Origin of the sequence: Aminobacter sp. MSH1, from assembly GCF_003071665.1 — a bacterium.
In the GTDB taxonomy this organism is placed as follows: Bacteria; Pseudomonadota; Alphaproteobacteria; order Rhizobiales; family Rhizobiaceae; genus Aminobacter; species Aminobacter niigataensis.
In genome coordinates this window covers 1,033,542-1,051,151 of record NZ_CP026265.1, presented here as the reverse complement: position 1 = coordinate 1,051,151, position 17,610 = coordinate 1,033,542, and the positions used below count along the sequence as shown (strand labels likewise).

At 65.3% G+C, this 17,610-nt stretch carries 16 protein-coding genes and 1 tRNA gene; 13 read left to right on the top strand and 4 right to left on the bottom strand.

Annotated features, from left to right (window positions below; translation table 11 throughout):
* The first annotated feature begins 5 nt into the window (after nt 1-5).
* The 8 genes from CO731_RS05140 to CO731_RS05105 all read left to right on the top strand — a co-directional run bounded on the left by CO731_RS05140 (nt 6) and on the right by CO731_RS05105 (nt 8,245).
* Nucleotides 6-755: an SDR family oxidoreductase gene (locus tag CO731_RS05140; protein WP_108606237.1), complete on the top strand. Its 750-nt coding sequence runs from the start codon at nt 6-8 to the stop codon at nt 753-755.
* A gap of 14 nt (nt 756-769) precedes the next feature.
* Nucleotides 770-1,654 carry an amidohydrolase family protein gene (locus CO731_RS05135; RefSeq protein ID WP_108606236.1) on the top strand — a complete coding sequence of 295 codons (885 nt, stop codon included), beginning with the start codon at nt 770-772 and terminating at the stop codon, nt 1,652-1,654.
* Entirely contained in the window at nt 1,651-3,195 is a 1,545-nt protein-coding gene (locus tag CO731_RS05130) for a sugar ABC transporter ATP-binding protein (protein ID WP_108606235.1), read from the top strand. The genes CO731_RS05135 and CO731_RS05130 overlap by 4 nt, the downstream gene beginning before the upstream one ends.
* A complete protein-coding gene (locus CO731_RS05125) occupies nt 3,192-4,190 on the top strand; it encodes an ABC transporter permease (protein ID WP_108606234.1) in 999 nt (332 codons plus the stop codon). The genes CO731_RS05130 and CO731_RS05125 overlap by 4 nt, the downstream gene beginning before the upstream one ends.
* A 101-nt stretch (nt 4,191-4,291) precedes the next feature.
* Entirely contained in the window at nt 4,292-5,239 is a 948-nt protein-coding gene (locus CO731_RS05120; RefSeq protein WP_108606233.1) for an ABC transporter substrate-binding protein, read from the top strand.
* 64 nt (nt 5,240-5,303) lie between these two features.
* Nucleotides 5,304-6,158, top strand: a complete 855-nt coding sequence (locus CO731_RS05115) for a fumarylacetoacetate hydrolase family protein (RefSeq protein ID WP_108606232.1) — start codon at nt 5,304-5,306, stop codon at nt 6,156-6,158.
* Nucleotides 6,159-6,179: 21 nt separating this feature from the next.
* Complete coding sequence (locus CO731_RS05110; protein WP_108606231.1) at nt 6,180-7,457, top strand: L-fuconate dehydratase; 1,278 nt, start codon at nt 6,180-6,182, stop codon at nt 7,455-7,457.
* Nucleotides 7,458-7,468: 11 nt separating this feature from the next.
* Nucleotides 7,469-8,245, top strand: a complete 777-nt coding sequence (locus CO731_RS05105; RefSeq protein ID WP_108606230.1) for an SDR family oxidoreductase — start codon at nt 7,469-7,471, stop codon at nt 8,243-8,245.
* 136 nt (nt 8,246-8,381) lie between these two features.
* On the opposite strand, the gene CO731_RS05100 is transcribed toward CO731_RS05105, so the two are convergent.
* Nucleotides 8,382-8,456: transfer RNA gene (locus CO731_RS05100), tRNA-Gly, on the bottom strand.
* 214 nt (nt 8,457-8,670) lie between these two features.
* Between CO731_RS05100 and CO731_RS05095 the strand changes: the two genes are divergently transcribed.
* The 4 genes from CO731_RS05095 (at nt 8,671) to CO731_RS05080 (ending at nt 11,215) form a co-directional block, all read left to right on the top strand.
* A complete protein-coding gene (locus CO731_RS05095; protein WP_108606229.1) occupies nt 8,671-9,183 on the top strand; it encodes a prolyl-tRNA synthetase associated domain-containing protein in 513 nt (170 codons plus the stop codon).
* A gap of 73 nt (nt 9,184-9,256) precedes the next feature.
* The gene (trxA, locus tag CO731_RS05090) at nt 9,257-10,225 is read left to right on the top strand and encodes a thioredoxin (RefSeq protein ID WP_108606228.1); all 969 of its coding nucleotides are present in this window, start codon (nt 9,257-9,259) and stop codon (nt 10,223-10,225) included.
* A gap of 71 nt (nt 10,226-10,296) precedes the next feature.
* Nucleotides 10,297-10,968, top strand: coding sequence for an LON peptidase substrate-binding domain-containing protein (locus CO731_RS05085; protein WP_108606227.1), 672 nt, complete (start codon nt 10,297-10,299; stop codon nt 10,966-10,968).
* Nucleotides 10,969-10,990: 22 nt separating this feature from the next.
* Nucleotides 10,991-11,215: a Trm112 family protein gene (locus CO731_RS05080; protein WP_108606226.1), complete on the top strand. Its 225-nt coding sequence runs from the start codon at nt 10,991-10,993 to the stop codon at nt 11,213-11,215.
* Between the two features lie 25 nt (nt 11,216-11,240).
* Here CO731_RS05080 and CO731_RS05075 read toward each other — a convergent pair whose 3' ends face one another.
* From CO731_RS05075 to CO731_RS29235, 3 genes are read right to left on the bottom strand one after another with little or no spacing between them, the layout of a single operon-like run.
* Entirely contained in the window at nt 11,241-14,585 is a 3,345-nt protein-coding gene (locus tag CO731_RS05075) for an error-prone DNA polymerase (protein WP_108609635.1), read from the bottom strand.
* A 2-nt stretch (nt 14,586-14,587) separates the two neighbouring features.
* Nucleotides 14,588-16,057: a DNA polymerase Y family protein gene (locus tag CO731_RS05070; RefSeq protein ID WP_108609634.1), complete on the bottom strand. Its 1,470-nt coding sequence runs from the start codon at nt 16,055-16,057 to the stop codon at nt 14,588-14,590.
* Nucleotides 15,999-16,991 carry a hypothetical protein gene (locus CO731_RS29235; RefSeq protein ID WP_108606225.1) on the bottom strand — a complete coding sequence of 331 codons (993 nt, stop codon included), beginning with the start codon at nt 16,989-16,991 and terminating at the stop codon, nt 15,999-16,001. The genes CO731_RS05070 and CO731_RS29235 overlap by 59 nt, the downstream gene beginning before the upstream one ends.
* 193 nt (nt 16,992-17,184) lie before the next feature.
* Here CO731_RS29235 and CO731_RS05060 point away from each other — a divergent pair, with 193 nt between their 5' ends.
* On the top strand, nt 17,185-17,607 hold the full coding sequence (locus CO731_RS05060; protein WP_108606224.1) for a metallopeptidase family protein: 423 nt from the start codon (nt 17,185-17,187) through the stop codon (nt 17,605-17,607).
* Nucleotides 17,608-17,610 lie beyond the last annotated feature (3 nt).

Here is a 17,610-nt window from a genome sequence, read left to right as displayed (position 1 = left end):
CGGTTATGCGACTAAGCGGGAAACGCATTTTCATTTCCGCCGCTGCCCAGGGCATCGGCCGCGCCAGCGCGCTGGCCTGCGCCAAAGAGGGCGCCCACGTCGTCGCCACCGACATCAATGACGATGCCCTGAAAGCCCTGTCGGCCGAGAGCACGGGCATAGAGACCCATCGCCTCGACGTGCGCGACGGTGCAGCGGTCTCGGCCTTCGCCGCCGGCCAGGCGCCGCTCGACGGGCTCTTCAACTGCGCCGGCTTCGTCCACAACGGCACGATCATGGACTGCAGCGACGAGGACTGGGATTTCAGCTTCGACCTCAACGTCAAGAGCATGTACCGCACGACCCGCGCCTTCCTGCCCGGCATGCTGGAGCAGGCGGAAAAGACCGGCGCCGTGTCGATCCTCAACATGGCCTCCATGGCCTCGTCGATCAAAGGCTTCCCCAACCGGCTGCTCTACGGCGCCACCAAGGCGGCGGTGATCGGCTTCACCAAGGGCATGGCCGCCGACTATGTCCGCCGCGGCGTCCGCTGTAACGCGCTCTGCCCCGGAACCGTCGACACGCCCTCGCTGCGCGGCCGCATCGCTGCCGCCGCCGATCCCGTGCAGGCCGAGAAGGATTTCATCGCCCGCCAGCCCATCGGCCGGCTCGCCACCGTCGACGACATCGCGCCGCTGGTCGTCTACCTATTGTCCGACGAATCCCGCTTCGTCACCGGCCAGGCCGTCCTGGTCGACGGCGGCGTCACCATCTAGGCGGAGCGGCGGCCATGATCGAAAGGATCGACGGCCACTGCCACTACTGGACGCTCCAGCGCGACGATTACGGCTGGCTGACGCCTGGCGCCGCCCACCTCGCCCCGATCTACCGCGACTTCGGCCCGGCCGAGATGCGCCCGCTGGCCGAGGCGGCCGGAATCGCCAGGCGCATCCTCGTCCAGGCAGCCCCCACCGAAGCTGAAACGTTGTTCCTGCTCGACCAGGGCCGCAACGACAAGGCCGTCGCCGGAATCGTCGGCTGGGTCGACCTGTCGTCAGCCGAAAGCGTCGCTTCCCTGGAAAACTTCGCAAAAAATCTTTTGTTCAAGGGCGTGCGGCCGATGCTGCAGGACCTGGAGGACATCGACTGGATCGCCACCCGTCCCAGCGGAAAAGCCGTCGCCGCGCTGAAGCGCCTCGGCCTGCGTTTCGACGCGCTGGTCCTGCCGCAGCACCTGCAGTCGCTCAGGCATTTCGTCGAGACGCATCCCGACCTGCCTGTCGTCATCGACCACGCCGCGAAACCCGCCTTCGCCGCACCGACCAACGACCCGCGCCATGCCATGTGGAAGTTCGGCATGGCCGAACTGTCGGGCCACCCGCATCTGTGCTGCAAGCTGTCCGGCCTGCTGACCGAACTGCCGGCGGAGTTGAGGACGACGCCGAAGGCTGCCGCCGAAGCCCTCCGCCCCACCGTCGACAGCCTGCTCACCTGGTTCGGGCCGGATCGCCTGATCTGGGGCTCGGATTGGCCGGTGCTGACCCTGGCAGCGCCCTTCGCCTTCTGGGACGAGGTAACCGAACGCCTGCTCCAGAGCCTCGGCCAGTCGCAACGCGCAGCGATCCTCGGCGGCACCGCAGCACGCTTCTACGGTATCGAAGGAGGTCGCGCATGAACGCCCTCGTTGCGATGAAGGACATCGAGAAATCCTTCCCCGGCGTGCGCGCGCTGCACAATGCCCAGCTCGAACTGGGCGCGGGCGAGGTCCACGCCCTGATGGGCGAGAACGGCGCCGGCAAGTCGACGATGATGAAGATCCTCGCTGGCATCTACCGCCGCGACGGCGGGGAAATCTTGCTCGACGGCAAGCCGGTCGAGGTCAACTCGCCGCGCCAGGCCCAGGACCTCGGCATCGGCATCATCCATCAGGAACTCAACCTGATGCCGCATCTGACGGCGGCGCAGAACATGTTCATCGGCCGCGAGCCGCGCAAGGCCGCGGGCCTTCTGCTCGACGAGGCCAAGCTCAATGCCGATGCCGCCGAAATCTTCGCCAGCATGCATCTCAAGCTCGACCCGCGCACGTTGGTCGGCGGGCTGACCATCGCCCGCCAGCAGATGGTCGAGATCGCCAAGGCGCTGTCCTACCGCTCGCGCGTGCTGATCATGGACGAGCCGACGGCGGCGCTGAACGACGCCGAGATCAACGAGCTCTTCGCCATCATCGCCAGGCTCAAGGCCGAGGGTGTCGGCATCGTCTACATCTCGCACAAGATGGACGAACTCAAGCGCATCGCCGACCGCGTCACCGTCATGCGCGATGGCGAATATATCGGCACAGTCCCTGCCGCCGACACGCCGGTGGAAAAGATCATCTCGATGATGGTCGGGCGCGCGCTCACCGAGGATCGCCCTGAAGTGCCCGACCATTCGAACGCAGAGGTCGTACTCGAGGTCAGGAATCTCAATCGCGGCACGGTCATCCGCGACGTTTCGTTCTCCGTCCGCAAGGGCGAGATCCTCGGCTTTGCCGGCCTGATGGGGGCCGGGCGCACCGAGGTCGCCCGCGCCATATTCGGAGCCGACCGCCGCGACAGCGGCAACATCTTCGTGCACGGCAAGAAGGTCGACATCCGCATGCCGCAGGACGCCGTGCGCGCCGGCATTGGCTACCTCTCCGAGGACCGCAAACATTTCGGCCTCGCCACCGGCATGGACGTGCGCAACAACGTCGTGCTGGCGAGCCTGTCCCGCTTCGCCGGCCCGGGCGGCCTGTTGCGCGAGTCGGCCATGCACGAGGCAGCAAGCCGCTACATCGACCAGCTCGCCATCAAGACCCCGTCCGACCGGCAGGAGGTGCGCCTGCTCTCGGGTGGCAACCAGCAGAAGATCGTCATCGCCAAGTGGCTTTTGCGCGACTGCGAGGTGCTGATCTTCGACGAGCCGACGCGCGGCATCGATGTCGGCGCCAAGAACGAGATCTACAAGCTGTTGAACGCATTGGCCCAGCAGGGCCGCGCCATCATCGTCATCTCGTCCGAACTGCCCGAGATACTGCGGCTCAGCCACCGCATCGCCGTGATGTGCGAGGGCCGGCTGACCGGCATTCTTTCAGGCGGCGCAAGCCAGGAAGAGATCATGCATCTCGCCACGCTTCGCGGCGAGGCCGCCAACCACAACAAACAAGATAAGCCGGCAAAGGGAGAGGCCAAATGAGTGCGACCGCATCCACGGCGAACGTCTCGACCGCCTCGCGTTTCTCGGGCGCTCAGCACAGGCTTCTGGCCTTTGCCAGCCTGATTGCGCTGATCGTGGTCTTCAGCCTCGCCTCGCCCAATTTCATGCAGACCTCCAACATCATCGCCATCCTGCAGGCAACGTCGGTCAACGGCGTGCTGGCGATTGCGGCGACGCTTGTCATCATCACCGGCGGCATTGACCTGTCGGTCGGCACGCTGATGACCTTTTGCGCGGTCGTCGCAGGCGTGGTGCTGACCTCATGGGGCATGCCGCTCGGCCTCGGTGTGCTCGCCGCCATCCTGGCCGGCGCGGCAAGCGGCATCGCCTCCGGCACGTTTGTCGCCAAGCTCAAGATCCCGCCCTTCATCGCCACGCTCGGCATGATGCTGATCCTCAAGGGCCTGTCGCTGGTCATCTCGGGCACCCGGCCGATCTACTTCAACAGCACGCCCGGCTTCACCCAGATCTCGCAGGGCTCGCTCATCGGCACCGTCATTCCCGGCCTGCCTATCCCCAACGGCGTGCTGATCCTGTTTCTCGTTGCGATTGCGACGAGCTTCATCCTCGAGCGCACCATCCTCGGGCGGTTTACCTTTGCACTCGGCTCCAACGAGGAGGCGGTCCGGCTTTCCGGCGTCAACACCGACCGCTGGAAGATCGCCGTCTATGCGCTCGCCGGCGCCATCTGCGGCATCGCCGGACTTCTGATCGCCTCGCGCCTCAACTCGGCGCAGCCGGCGCTCGGCCAGGGCTACGAACTCGACGCCATCGCCGCGGTCGTCATTGGCGGCACTTCGCTGTCGGGCGGCCGCGGCACCATCATCGGCACGCTCATCGGCGCGCTCATCATCTCCGTGCTTGCCAACGGCCTGCGCATCCTTTCGGTCGCCCAGGAATGGCAGACCGTCGTCACGGGCCTCATCATCATTCTCGCCGTCTACACCGACATTCTGCGGCGCCGCGGGCTTTGAGGAAAGCTTGCTTCGCGCAGCGCCGACGTGCTGCGCCAACATCAAGAAGAGGGCGAAAGCGCCCCACGGAAACGATCAACCAACGATCAATTGGAGGAAACATGTTCACTAGACGCACCGTGCTTGGCGCCCTCGGCGCCATGACGATCCTCGGCTACGGCTCGACCATGGCAATGGCCCAGGACAAGATGTACATCCCGCTGATCTCCAAGGGCTTCCAGCACCAGTTCTGGCAGGCCGTGAAGGCAGGTGCCGACAAGGCCGCCGCCGATCTCGGCGTCGAGGTCACCTTCGAAGGTCCGGATTCGGAGTCCCAGGTCGACCGCCAGATCGACATGCTGGCAGCGGCCCTTGCCAAGAAGCCGGCGGCGATCGGCTTTGCCGCCCTCGATAGCCAGGCAGCGATCCCGCTGCTGCAGCAGGCCAAGGATGCCAAGATCCCGGTCGTCGCCTTCGACTCCGGCGTCGACAGCGACATCCCGGTTGCCACCGCCTCCACCAACAACATCGCAGCGGCAGCCCTTGCCGCCGACAAGATGGCCGAACTGATCGGCGACGAGGGCAAGGTGGCGGTGCTGGTGCACGACCAGACCAGCCGCACCGGCATCGACCGGCGCGACGGCTTCGTCAATCGCATGAAGGAGGCCCATCCGAAGGTCGAGATCGTGTCGATCGAATATGGCGGCGGCGACCATCTCAAGTCGACCGAGATCACCAAGGCCATCCTGCAGGCCAACCCCGACCTGAAGGGCATGTTCGGCGGCAATGAAGGCTCGGCCATCGGCGTCGTCAACGGCGCCAAGGAACTCGGCCGCAAGCTGGTGATCATCGGCTACGATTCCGGTGCCCAGCAGAAGCAGGCGATCCGCGACGGCGAAATGGCCGGCGCCATCACCCAGAACCCGGTCGGCATCGGCTACAAAACCGTCGAAGCGGCCGTAAAGGCGGCCAAGGGCGAAGCGGTCGAGAAGAACATCGACACCGGTTTCTATTACTACGACAAGTCGAACATCGACCAGCCCGACATCGCAGCCGTGCTGTACGACTGACCACGATCCCGACATCTCCGGAGGCGGTTCGCCGCCTCCGGCTTTCTCAACCAGGGTGACTTCAATGAAACTGCTCCGTTACGGCCCCAAGGGCAACGAAAAGCCCGGCATCCTCGACACGTCCGGCCGCGTCCGCGATCTCTCCGGCATCGTCGACGACATCGCCGGCGAGGTGCTTGCGCCCGAAGGCCTTGCCCGACTTCGCAGCATCGACCCCGAGACCTTGCCGCTGGTCGCCGGCACGCCGCAGCAGGACCTGCGCCTCGGCGCCTGTGTCGGCCGCATCGGCAAGTTCATCTGCATCGGCCTCAACTATGCCGACCACGCCGCCGAAACCGGCGCCGCCATCCCGGCCGAACCCATCGTCTTCAACAAGTGGACCTCGGCCATCGTCGGACCCGACGACGACGTCGAGATCCCCCGCGGCTCGCTCAAGACCGACTGGGAGGTCGAGCTCGGCGTCGTCATCGGCAAGCCCGGCCGCTACATCGACGAGGCCGACGCCATGAGCCACGTCGCCGGTTATTGCGTCGTCAACGACGTCTCCGAGCGCGAATACCAGATCGAGCGCGGCGGCACCTGGGACAAGGGCAAGGGCTGCGACACCTTCGGCCCGACCGGCCCCTGGATGGTGACCGCCGACGAGATCGCCGATCCGCAGAACCTCAAGATGTGGCTCGACGTCGACGACAAGCGCTTCCAGGACGGCTCGACCAGGACCATGATCTTTTCGGTACGGCAGGTCGTCGCCTATCTCAGCCGCTTCATGAGCCTGCAGGCCGGCGATGTGATTTCCACCGGCACCCCGCCCGGCGTCGGCCTCGGCCAGAAGCCGCCCGTCTATCTCAAGGCCGGCCAGACGATGTCGCTCGGCATCGAAGGCCTCGGCACCCAGAGGCAGCGCGTCGTCGCCGCCTGAACCCTTCCAGGACCCCAGACCATGACCAGAATCATCGACATGCGGGTGCTCGACCTGCGCTTCCCGACTTCGCAGCATCTCGACGGTTCCGACGCGATGAACCCGGACCCCGACTATTCGGCGGCCTATGTCATCCTGCAGACCGACACACCTGGCATCGAGGGTCATGGCCTGACATTCACCATCGGCCGCGGCAACGAGATCTGCTGCGCGGCGATCGAGGCGATGCGCCACCTGGTCGTGGGTCTGGACATGGACAAGGTCACATCAGACATGGGCGCCTTCTGGCGCCATGTCACCTCCGACAGCCAGCTGCGCTGGATCGGGCCCGATAAGGGCGCGATCCATCTGGCCACCGGCGCGGTCGTCAACGCCGTCTGGGATATATGGGCCAAGATGGTGGGCAAGCCGGTGTGGAAGCTGGTCGCCGAGATGTCGCCCGAAGAGCTCGTGCGCTGCATCGACTTCCGCTACATCACCGACTGCATCACGCCTGACGAAGCGCTCGCCATGCTGCGCGACAAGGCACCGGGCAAGGCAGAGCGTATCGCCACGCTCGAGCGCGAGGGTTACCCCTGCTACACCACCTCGGCCGGCTGGCTCGGCTATGGCGACGAGAAGCTGCGCCGGCTCTGCCAGGAGGCGGTCGACGCCGGCTTCAACCACGTCAAGCTCAAGGTCGGCCGCGACAAGGCCGACGACATCCGCCGCCTGCGCATCGCCCGCGAGGTGCTCGGCCCCGATCGCCAGCTGATGATCGATGCCAACCAGGTCTGGGAGGTCGGCCAGGCCATCGACTGGGTGCGCGACCTCGCCTTCGCCAAGCCCTGGTTCATCGAGGAGCCGACAAATCCCGACGACGTCGAGGGCCACCGCAAGATCCGCGAGGGCGTGGCGCCGGTGCAGGTCGCCACCGGCGAGATGTGCCAGAACCGCATCATGTTCAAGCAGTTCATCATGCGCGGCGCCATCGACGTGGTGCAGATCGACTCCTGCCGCCTCGGCGGCGTCAACGAGATTCTCGCCGTGCTGCTGATGGCGGCCAAATACAATCTGCTCGTCTGCCCGCATGCCGGCGGCGTCGGCCTCTGCGAATATGTCCAGCACCTGTCGATGATCGACTATGTCTGCATCGCCGGCACCCGCGAGGGCCGCGTGGTCGAATATGTCGACCACCTGCACGAGCACTTCAAGGAACCCTGCGTCGTGCGCAACGCCGCCTACATGCCCCCCAGCGCGCCCGGCTTCTCCATCGAGATGAAGCCGGCGACGCTCGAAGATTTTCAGTTCCGCGGCTGAGGGAGACCAAAATGGACCTGGGGCTGAAGGACAAGGTGGTGATCGTCACCGGCGGCGGCGCCGGCATCGGCGGTGCGGTCACACTCGGCCTCGCGGCAGAGGGTGCAGTCCCCGTCGTCTTCGGACGCAGCCCGCTGGCCGACGACTTCGCAGCGAAGCTGAAGGTTGCCTCACCGCGTGCAAAATTCATCCAGGTCGAGCTGATGCACGACCCGGAGATCGGTGCGGCGGTCGCTGAAGTGGCAAAGGCCTTCGGCCGTATCGACGGGCTGGTCAACAATGCCGGCATCAACGACGGCATCGGCCTCGAAGCTGGCCCCAACGCCTTTCGCGAGTCGCTGGAGCGCAACTTGATCCACTATTACACGACCGCGCACCACTGCCTGCCGTGGTTGAAGAAATCGCGCGGCGCCATCGTCAACGTCTCGTCCAAGACGGCACTCACCGGCCAGGGCAGCACCAGCGGCTACACCGCCGCCAAGGGTGCGCAACTGTCGCTGACGCGCGAATGGGCGGCAGCGCTGCGCGGGGACGGCATCCGCGTCAACGCGGTCATCCCGGCCGAGGTGATGACGCCGCTCTACGAGAAGTGGCTGAAGACCTTCGACGATCCCGAAGCGCGCCTGGAAGAAATCACCCGCCGGATCCCGTTGGGACAGCGCATGACGACGGCGGAGGAAATCGCCGACACGGTGATCTTCCTGCTCTCCGACAAGGCGAGCCACACCACCGGCCAGTGGCTGTTCGTCGACGGCGGCTACACGCATCTCGACCGCGCGCTGGACTGAAATCCCGCACGGCACCGCGCCCACCGTTGCCGGCGCTTCGGCGCCTCGATTGCTATGTGCAGCTTCGAACGGGCTTTCTTCAACGCCCAGAAACGACGAAGGCCGCGGAGAACCGCGGCCTTTTTCGTGGGATATTTGGAGCGGGTGAAGCGATTCGAACGCTCGACCCCAACCTTGGCAAGGTTGTGCTCTACCCCTGAGCTACACCCGCTCGCCGCGGCTCGTCACCGCAACGGCGCCTATATGGCCGATGCTCGCGGCGAATGCAACAGGCAAATCGCGATCTTTTTTCAGCTCTTCCTCCGCACCCCGGCAAAGCCCGGATTTCCGCGAAATGAACGCCTTGGGAAGCGGTCGCCGGGCTTGTCTTGGCGCCGGGCTTTGCCCATAAACCCTGCAATCGAACAATTTTGACGAAGGCGGCCATGACCGGCGCGACGAAACCCAGGACCAAGGCCGACCTGCTCGCCTTCCTCGACACGCTCGGCATCGCCGTCCGGACGCACGAGCACCCGCCATTCTACACCGTCGCCGATTCGCAGGCGCTGCGGGGGACGATTCCCGGCGGCCACACCAAGAACCTGTTCCTCAAGGACAAGAAGGACAGCTTCTTCCTCGTTACCGTCGATGAAGAGGCCAGCGTCGACCTCAAGCAGATCCATCACCTGATCGGCGCGTCGAGCCGTGTCTCCTTCGGCAAGCCGGAGGCGCTGATGGAGCTGCTCGGCGTCGCCCCGGGCGCGGTGACCGTGTTCGGGCTGATCAACGACACGTCGGGCAGGGTCAGGCTGGTGCTCGACAGCGCCCTGATGGAAAACGCCGTGATCAACGCCCACCCGCTGACCAATGAGGCGACGACCTCGATCGCGGCCGCCGACCTGTTGCATTTCGTCAAGGCAACCGGCCACGATCCTGTTATCTTGAAAGTCACCGGCTGATCGCCACATGGTGGCCTGACAGCGGCGCGGTCGGGTGGCCGATGGGCACAGAATACACAGCGGAAGAACCAGTATGAGCAACGAGAACAACCCCTTCGGCGGCATGAGCAGCCAGTATGCCACGAACGTACAGTTTGGCGGCGCCCCCGCCGGCGGTGCTGCACCGGCGGCCGATCTGATCAAGGACACGACGACCGCTGCCTTCAGCGCCGACGTCATCCAGGAATCGCGCAACCAGCCGGTGCTGGTCGACTTCTGGGCGCCATGGTGCGGCCCGTGCAAGCAGCTGACGCCAGTGATCGAGCGCGTCGTCCAGGCTGCGGGTGGCCGCGTCAAGCTCGTCAAGATGAACATCGACGATCATCCCGCGATTGCCGGTCAGCTCGGCATCCAGTCGATCCCGGCGGTCATCGCCTTCAAGGACGGCCAGCCGGTGGACGGCTTCATGGGCGCCGTGCCCGAGAGCCAGATCCGCGACTTCATCGACAAGGTCGCCGGCAAGGATGGCGGCCAGCCGCAGATCGCCGAGGCGCTTGCTGCCGCCGCCGAAGCGCGCGACGCAGGCGACCTGCAGACCGCGGTGCAGATCTATGACGCCGTGATCGAGCAGGCCCCCGACAACCTCGATGCCATCGCGGCGCTTGCCGATATCCTCTTCGAGGCCGGCGATGTTGCCGGTGCAAACGAGGTGCTGGCGCGTGCGCCCGAAGGCAAGCAGGATGCGCCGGCACTGGCTTCCGTGCGTGCCCGAATCGCGCTTGCGGAGGAGGCCGCCGCCCTCGGCGATTCCGCCGAGCTGGAGCGGCGGCTGGCGCAGAACCCCGGGGATCACCAGGCGCGCTTCGATCTCGCCATGATCCAGAATGCAAACGGGCAGCGCACCGAGGCGGCCGACAGCCTGCTCGCCATCGTCAAGGCCGACCGAACCTGGAACGACGACGGCGCAAGGGCACAGCTGCTCAAGCTGTTCGAGGCCTGGGGCTTCACCGACGAGGTGACGCTGGCGACGCGGCGCAAGCTGTCGTCGCTGCTGTTTTCGTAACGGTTTGTCGCAGGCGCCCTTGCGCTCGACCGTTACGGCCCCAGATGAAGGGGTAGCCAGCTGAGGACCAGATGCAGGCAGGAAACGCGCATTACAGGCTCGACACCGATCTGCCAACGACGCTGGCGGTGTTCCCGCTGACGGCGGCGCTGCTCCTGCCGGGCGGTCGCATGCCGCTCAACATCTTCGAGCCGCGCTATCTGCAGATGATCGACGACGCCATCGCCGGATCGCGGCTGATCGGCATGATCCAGCCGTCGCTCGACGGCACGCTGCGTCCCGACGGCGAACCGGCCCTGTGCCCGGTCGGCTGCATCGGCCGCATCACCTCTCTCGCCGAGACCGGCGACGGCCGTTACCTGATTTCGCTGCAGGGCGTCTGCCGGTTCCGGGTCAGCCAGGAACTGGCGGTGAAGACGCCATTCAGGCAATGCAAGATCACCTGCTTTGGCGCCGACCTCGGCGAGGACAAGGCCGGCGCGGATGTCGACCGGCCGGCGCTGCTCAAGGCATTCCGCACCTATCTCCAGGCCAACGAACTCGAGGCCGACTGGGAGAGCGTCAGCCGCGCCGACAATGCCATCCTGGTCAACGCGCTGTCGATGATGGCGCCATACGGGGCCGCCGAAAAGCAGGCGCTGCTCGAAGCGCCCGATCTCAAGACCCGCGCCGAGACGCTGATCGCGATCACCGAAATGGCGCTGGCGCGCGAAAACGAAGATTTCGGGTCGAGCCTGCAATAGGCGGGGCAACCAGGAGGCTGGAATGGTTGAGGCCAACAAGCGCGACATCGACGTGAAGCTGCTCGAACTGCTGGCTTGTCCGCTGACCAAGGGACCGCTGAAGTGGGATGCCGAGCGCGGCGAACTGGTGTCCAGGCTCGCCCGCCTCGCCTACCCTATTCGTGACGGCATCCCCGTGATGCTGCCCTCAGAGGCGCGGCAGATTCCGGACGAGGCAGCGCCGAAAGGCGCTCCGTCCTTGGACTGAATTTAAGCTTCCTTCCAAGCCTCCTTCATTGAAAATTACGCCCCTTGGGCATCACGCTGCTAGCCGTGCGGACAAGCCGGTCGTAGCTTTGCACGACACGCGGGTCCTTTGCCGCCTTCTCGGCAGCGCTTTGCCTGGGCCCCGTCACAGAGGGGAGCGCAGCCTTGTCATCGGCCGATGCCTGGAGTTCTTCCGACATGGCCGCCAGCCAGTGCGTCAGGTCCTCCATCTTGTCGGCAACGATATGGATGACGCCCGACTCCGTCTGCAGCTTGCCGCTGACGCGGATGAATTTCGATCCCATGATGACGGGCCGGAAACGGTCGAAGACCCGCGACCAGACAATGACATTGGCGATCGAATGCTCGTCCTCCAGCGTGAGGAAGATGGCATTGCCCTTGCCCGGTCGCTGGCGGACCAGAACCAGTCCGGCAACGGACACGCGCCGCCCGTCGGGCACGTCGCCGAGCCGGGCATTCGGCGTGATGCCGGCACGATCGAGGTGATGCCTGAGAAAGGCGACCGGATGCGCCTTCAGCGAGAGACCAAGCGAGCGGTAGTCGTGGATGACATGCTCGCCGAGCGGCATGGCGGGCAGATACATCTGCGGTTCGTTATCGGACAAATGAACTTCCGGCTGGTCGAACAGCGGCAGCCTTTCGGCGGCACTCTTGCCGTCGAGCGCGCGCACCGCCCATAGCGCCTCGCGCCGGTCGAGACCGATCGAGCGGAACGCGTCGGCCTGCGCGAGCAACTCGATCTCGCCGACATCGAGCCCCGAGCGCAACCAGACATCGCGCACCGAAACGTAGCCCTTGCCGCGCCGTTCGACGAAGGCGTTCATCTTCTTGTCGCCGAGGCCCTTGATCTGGCGAAAGCCGAGCCGGACGGCGTGGCTGGTCCTGATGACGTCGCGCATCTCGGCGTGACGCCGCTGGATGCGTTTCGGGTCGAAGCCTGAGCGCTCGAGCCTGCAATCCCAAACGGAATGATTGATGTCGACCTGCCTGATTTCGACGCCATGGTCCTGCGCATCGCGTACCAATTGCGCCGGACGGTAAAAACCCATCGGCTGCGAGTTGAGGATCGCCGCACAGAAGACATCGGGATAAAAGGCCTTGAACCAGCAGGAGGCATAGACGAGCAACGCGAAGGACGCGGCGTGGCTTTCGGGAAAGCCATATTCGCCAAAGCCTTCGATCTGCTTGAAGCAGCGCTCGGCGAATTCGCGCTCGTAACCGCGGCCGACCATGCCCACGATCATCCGGTCGCGGTAATTGCCGATGGTGCCGGTGCGCTTGAAGGTGGCCATGGCGCGGCGGAGCTTGTCAGCCTCGCCGGGCGTGAAGCCGCCGGCGACGATGGCGATCTTCATTGCCTGCTCCTGGAACAGCGGCACGCCCAAGGTCTTGCCCAGGATCGCCTCAAGTTCCTTCTTTGGGAATTCGACCTTTTCCTTGCCTTGCCGGCGCCTGAGATAGGGATGCACCATGTCGCCCTGGATCGGACCGGGCCTCACGATCGCCACCTCGATGACCAAGTCATAGAACTCGCGCGGCTGGAGCCGCGGCAGCATCGACATCTGCGCCCGGCTCTCGATCTGGAACACGCCTAGCGTGTCGGCCCGGCAGATCATGTCGTAGACCCTTTGGTCTTCAGCCGGCAGCGTCGCCAGCTCAAGCGGACGGCCATGGGGATCGCGTTCGTCGTAATGCGCCTCAAGCAGATTGAAGGCTTTGCGCAGGCACGTCAGCATGCCGAGCGCCAGGATATCGACCTTCAATATGCCAACGGCATCGAGGTCATCCTTGTCCCACTCGACCATCTTGCGCTCGTCCATCGCCGTCTTGACGATCGGCACGATCTCGTCGAGCCGGTCGCGGGTGATGACGAAGCCGCCGACATGCTGTGACAGATGACGCGGAAAGCCCATGATGCCGTTGGCATGTTCGATCACATGCCTGGTCAGCGGGTCGGCCTTGTCGAGTCCCCCGGCCGCCGTTTCCTTCTCGCCAAGCTCGGACGAATACCAACCCCAGATCGACCCCGACAAAGCCCCCCTGACGTCGTCGGACAGGCCCATCGCCTTGGCGACTTCACGCAGTGCCGAGCGGCCGCGATAAGTGACGACGGAAGCCGCGAGTGCGGTACGCTTGGCGCTGTATTTTTCGTAGATGAACTCGATCACCTCACTGCGCCGCTCATGCTCGAAGTCGACGTCGATATCCGGCGGCTCGCCACGTTCCACCGAGATGAAGCGCTCGAAAAGCACGTCGACGATATCCGGTCCGACATCGGTGATGCCGATGCAGAAACAGATGACCGAATTGGCGGCCGAGCCGCGCCCCTGGCAAAGGATGCCCTTCGAGCGCGCGAATTGGACGATGTCATGCACGGTGAGGAAATAGCGGGCATAGTTGAGTTCCTCGACGATGCCGAGCTCATGCCGGATGATCCCCTCCACCTTCTCCGGAACGCCATCCGGATAGCGCCTTTTCGCCCCTTCCCAGGTCAGTCTTTCCAGTTCCGCCTGCGGTTCGAGGCCCGATTCTGTTGGCTCGTCGGGATAGTTGTATTTGAGTTCACCCAGCGAAAAATGCAGGCTTGCGGCAAAGCGCAGCGTCTCAGCCAAAGCCTCCGGATGCCGCCTAAAAAGCCGGCTCATATCGGCAGGGCCCTTCAGATGGCGCTCGGCATTCGCCTTCAGTTCGAACCCGGCCTCGGTGACCGGCGCGTTGAGGCGGATCGCCGTCAGCACGTCTTGGAGCGGGCGCTGGCCCGGCACATGGTAGAGCACGTCATTGGTCGCCATCAGAGGCACGCCTGCCATCGCGGCCATGGCGGCGGCCTGCTCGATCCTGAAGCGGTCGTTGCCGCCAAAATTCGGCGCGACCGCCAGCCACAGGGAGGCACCGAAACGCGCCTTGAGGCTGCGTAGAAGCGCGACATCATCTTCCGTGCCAGCCGTGACGTCGGGCAGAACGGCAAGCGACAGCAGATCGCCCCACTCGAAGAGATCGTCCCGGTAGAGGAGCGGCGCGCCCTTTTCGCTTTCATCCCGGGTATTGGCCTGGGTCAGCATGCGGCAGAGATGCCCCCAACCCTTGCGATCCCTAGGGTAGGCGAGCATGTCAGGTGTGCCATCAGCAAAAACCAGCCGACAGCCGGGGTGGTAGGCAAGCCCTTCCGTCTCGGCCATCTTCCAGGCGCGCACGGTGCCCGCCACCGTATTGCAATCTGCAAGGCCGATCGCCGAAAGCCCCAGAAACTTTGCCGCAATCACCAGCTCTTCCGGCGCGGAGGCGCCGCGCAGGAACGAGAAATTCGACCGGATGCCGAATTCGGCATAGCCGATCGGGGCAGCGGCCATGTTCATGCAAAAACCCCATGCAGGAACCAGCGCGGGGGCATTGCCTGCGCACCGTAGAGGCCCTGCCGGTAGAGCCAGTAGCGGCGGCCGTCGGCATCCTCGACCCGGTAATAGTCGCGCGTCGGCGCATCGGTTTCTTCACGCCACCATTCGGGCGCGATGCGTTCCGGCCCCTCGGCACGCGCGACGCGATGCATGGCGCGGCGCCAGCGGAAATTTTGCGGCGGACCATCGGGAACCTCGGTCAACGGAACCTCGATCGGCTCTGGCGAGCGAAACAGGCGGATCGGGCGCTCCAGGCGGGCCGGCCTGCTGCTGGTCCCGCTTTTTGCCTTGCCGTGCTGTGCAAATGCCTTCCTGTCTTCTTCCTGCGCGTAAGAAACAACCGCCGCGGCCCGCTCCGGCAGATGGCTTGCGGCAGGAACAGGTTCGAGGATGGCGGCCTCGCCGAGCCTGGCTGTCACGCGATCGGCGAAGATGGCCAGCTCTTCGCCAGTGTCTTCGATTTCGCCGGCAAGGTCGCCTTGCCGCGCATCGAAGCAGGCCGTCGAAAGCGCCGAGAGGCGAACGAGGTCAAAGCCACAGCCGGCATCGATGGTCTCGCCAAGCGCGGTCAGCCGCTCATGGAACAGCTTGCGGACCAGACTGGGTTCGCGGATCGGGCGCGACGCCCCGACCGTGATGCGGCTGACCGCGCCGTCGACCCTGAACAGCAGGAGTTCGAGCGCCCGAGCCCCTTCCTCCCGGCGTTCGAGATCGACCTTGAGCGTGGCGGCGAGCAGACCGACCAGCCGCTCGACATCCTCGATGAGCGACAGCGGGTCGGCGAGGTGGCGTTCGACCGAAAGCGGGGCTACCGGCAGGCGCGGCGAGATCGCCTCTTCGAGCCGCCCGAGCCCCTGATCGAGCCGCTCGATCAATGCCCCGCCAAAACGCCGGACCAGCGGCGCGCGCGGCCCGTCCATGATCGCACCGACGGTGCGCAGCCCGACGCTTTCGAGGCTCGCCTTCGTCCTGGCATCGATCCTGAGCGCCGACAGCGGCAGGCGGGAAAGGAAATTACGCTCGCTGCCCGGCGCAATGATCTGGCCGGCGGCGAAACGCGCCGCCGCCCAGGCAGCGCCCGGCGTCGCGGCAAGGCCGGCGCGGACATCGAAACCCTGATGGAAGAAACGGGCCATGAGATCGGCAAGCAGGGCCTTTTCGCCACCGAAGAGATGGGCGCAGCCGGTGATGTCGAGGAACAGGCCGTTTTCGCCGTCGAGCGCGACCAGTGGCGTGTAGCGGTCGCACCAGTCGGCGAGGCTTTCGAGCAGCCGGCGGTCGGCTTCGGGATCGGCCTCGACGACGTCGATCGACGGGTGCATGGCGCGCGCTTCGGCAATCCCCATTCCCGGCCTCAGCCGCAGTGCTTCAGCCTGCTCGTCGAGGGCGGCGATGCGCTGGGTGTTGTTCTCCCGATGGCTCACCACCAGGGGCTGGTTCGGCCGCTGGCCTGAACGCCACGACCGTCCCAACCGCCGCCTGAGGATCCGCTCGGCTGCGAGATGGGGAAACCACAGCGACACGATCCTCTGGGCTGTGTCTTCTTTCTTCGAGGGTGTGTGCATCGGGGTTCCATTCCAGAATGAATTTGCCGGGAAGCGCCGTGCGGCTCTTGCCGATTTCGACCGAGATGGCGGGCGGGCCGATGGAACCGGCAAGCGGACCGGCGACGGTATGGCGAAGCGATGCCGGGGCCGGCGAAGCGATGAGCCTGACGGGCGCTGCCGTGGCCTCCGGTTCAGCCGACTGTCGCAGCAGGAGCACCGGCCGGCCCGCATCCTGCGCCCGGCGGTGCAGCCGGCGCGTCGCCGTGAGATCCAGGCTGCGCGGGTTGCCGCGCAGTTCGACGATGACGGCGGCAAGCTCGCCGATGCGGGCGGCTTCCTCGGCGATCCACAGTGCGTCGGCGGGCTTGGGCGCTTCGGCAAAAAGCAGGCGTTCCGGCGCGAGGCCAAAAAGCCAATCCAGTCCCGCCGCATAAGGAAGCCCGGCCTCGCGGAAGATTTCGGCGGTGCCGATCCACAGCACCAGTGCCCCCGGCTTCTGGCTGGCTTTGAGCATCAGGCTGACGAGGCATAGCGCCAGGCCCGCAGCCGCCCCCGCATTGCGGGTTTCCGTGCCATGGATCTCGGTCAGCGCGGCTTTGAGCAGCCCGCCGCCCAGGGCCTCGTCGAGGCGCTCGACACCGGTCGGCAGGAAGAAGTCGCGCGCCGAGGCAACGCCGTGGCGTCGAACCAGGACGCCGGCGGGCGGCCGGTTGTCGGAAGGCGACACCAGCAGCTCGGGCAGCGTACCCTCGATCTTCGCTATCTTCTGGCGCAGGGCAAAAACGACGTCCCGCGCCACGGCGCTGGTCGCCATGTCGATCTGCCTCCGGTCAATTGTTCCTGTTATGTTCTTATAGATTCCAGAGGCTCTGATCAGAGTCAAGCCGATTCATGGGGAATTTATTCCTCTCCCGGAGGCAACCCGCTCACCGCTTATTTATCGCCCGGGCGGCAAAGGCCTCGTAAGCGAAGCGGTGAAAGGCTATATGCCCTCAAAAGGAAGAATAATGGCCCGCATCTACAAGACCCGCGCCTGGCACGACCAGCTTTCGCCCTCGATCGAGGAGATGGAGCTCCTGGCGCTCGAATCCTATGCCCACCTGCCGGAGGAATTTCGCCAGCTGACCGGCGAGGTCGTCATCCAGCTGGCGGAATTCCCCACCGACGAGATCATGGACGACCTGTCGCTGGAAACGCCGTTCGACCTGCTCGGGCTTTTCGAGGGGCGCGGCATCGCCGAGCGCTGGAACCCGCAGACCGGCGAAGGCCCCAACCGCGTCACGCTCTACCGCCGCGCCATCCTCGACTACTGGGCCGAAAACGAGGAGACGCTGGGCGACATCGTCACCCACGTGCTGATCCACGAGATCGGCCACCATTTCGGCCTGTCGGACGACGACATGGAACGGCTGGAGGAAGCCGCCGAATAGGCG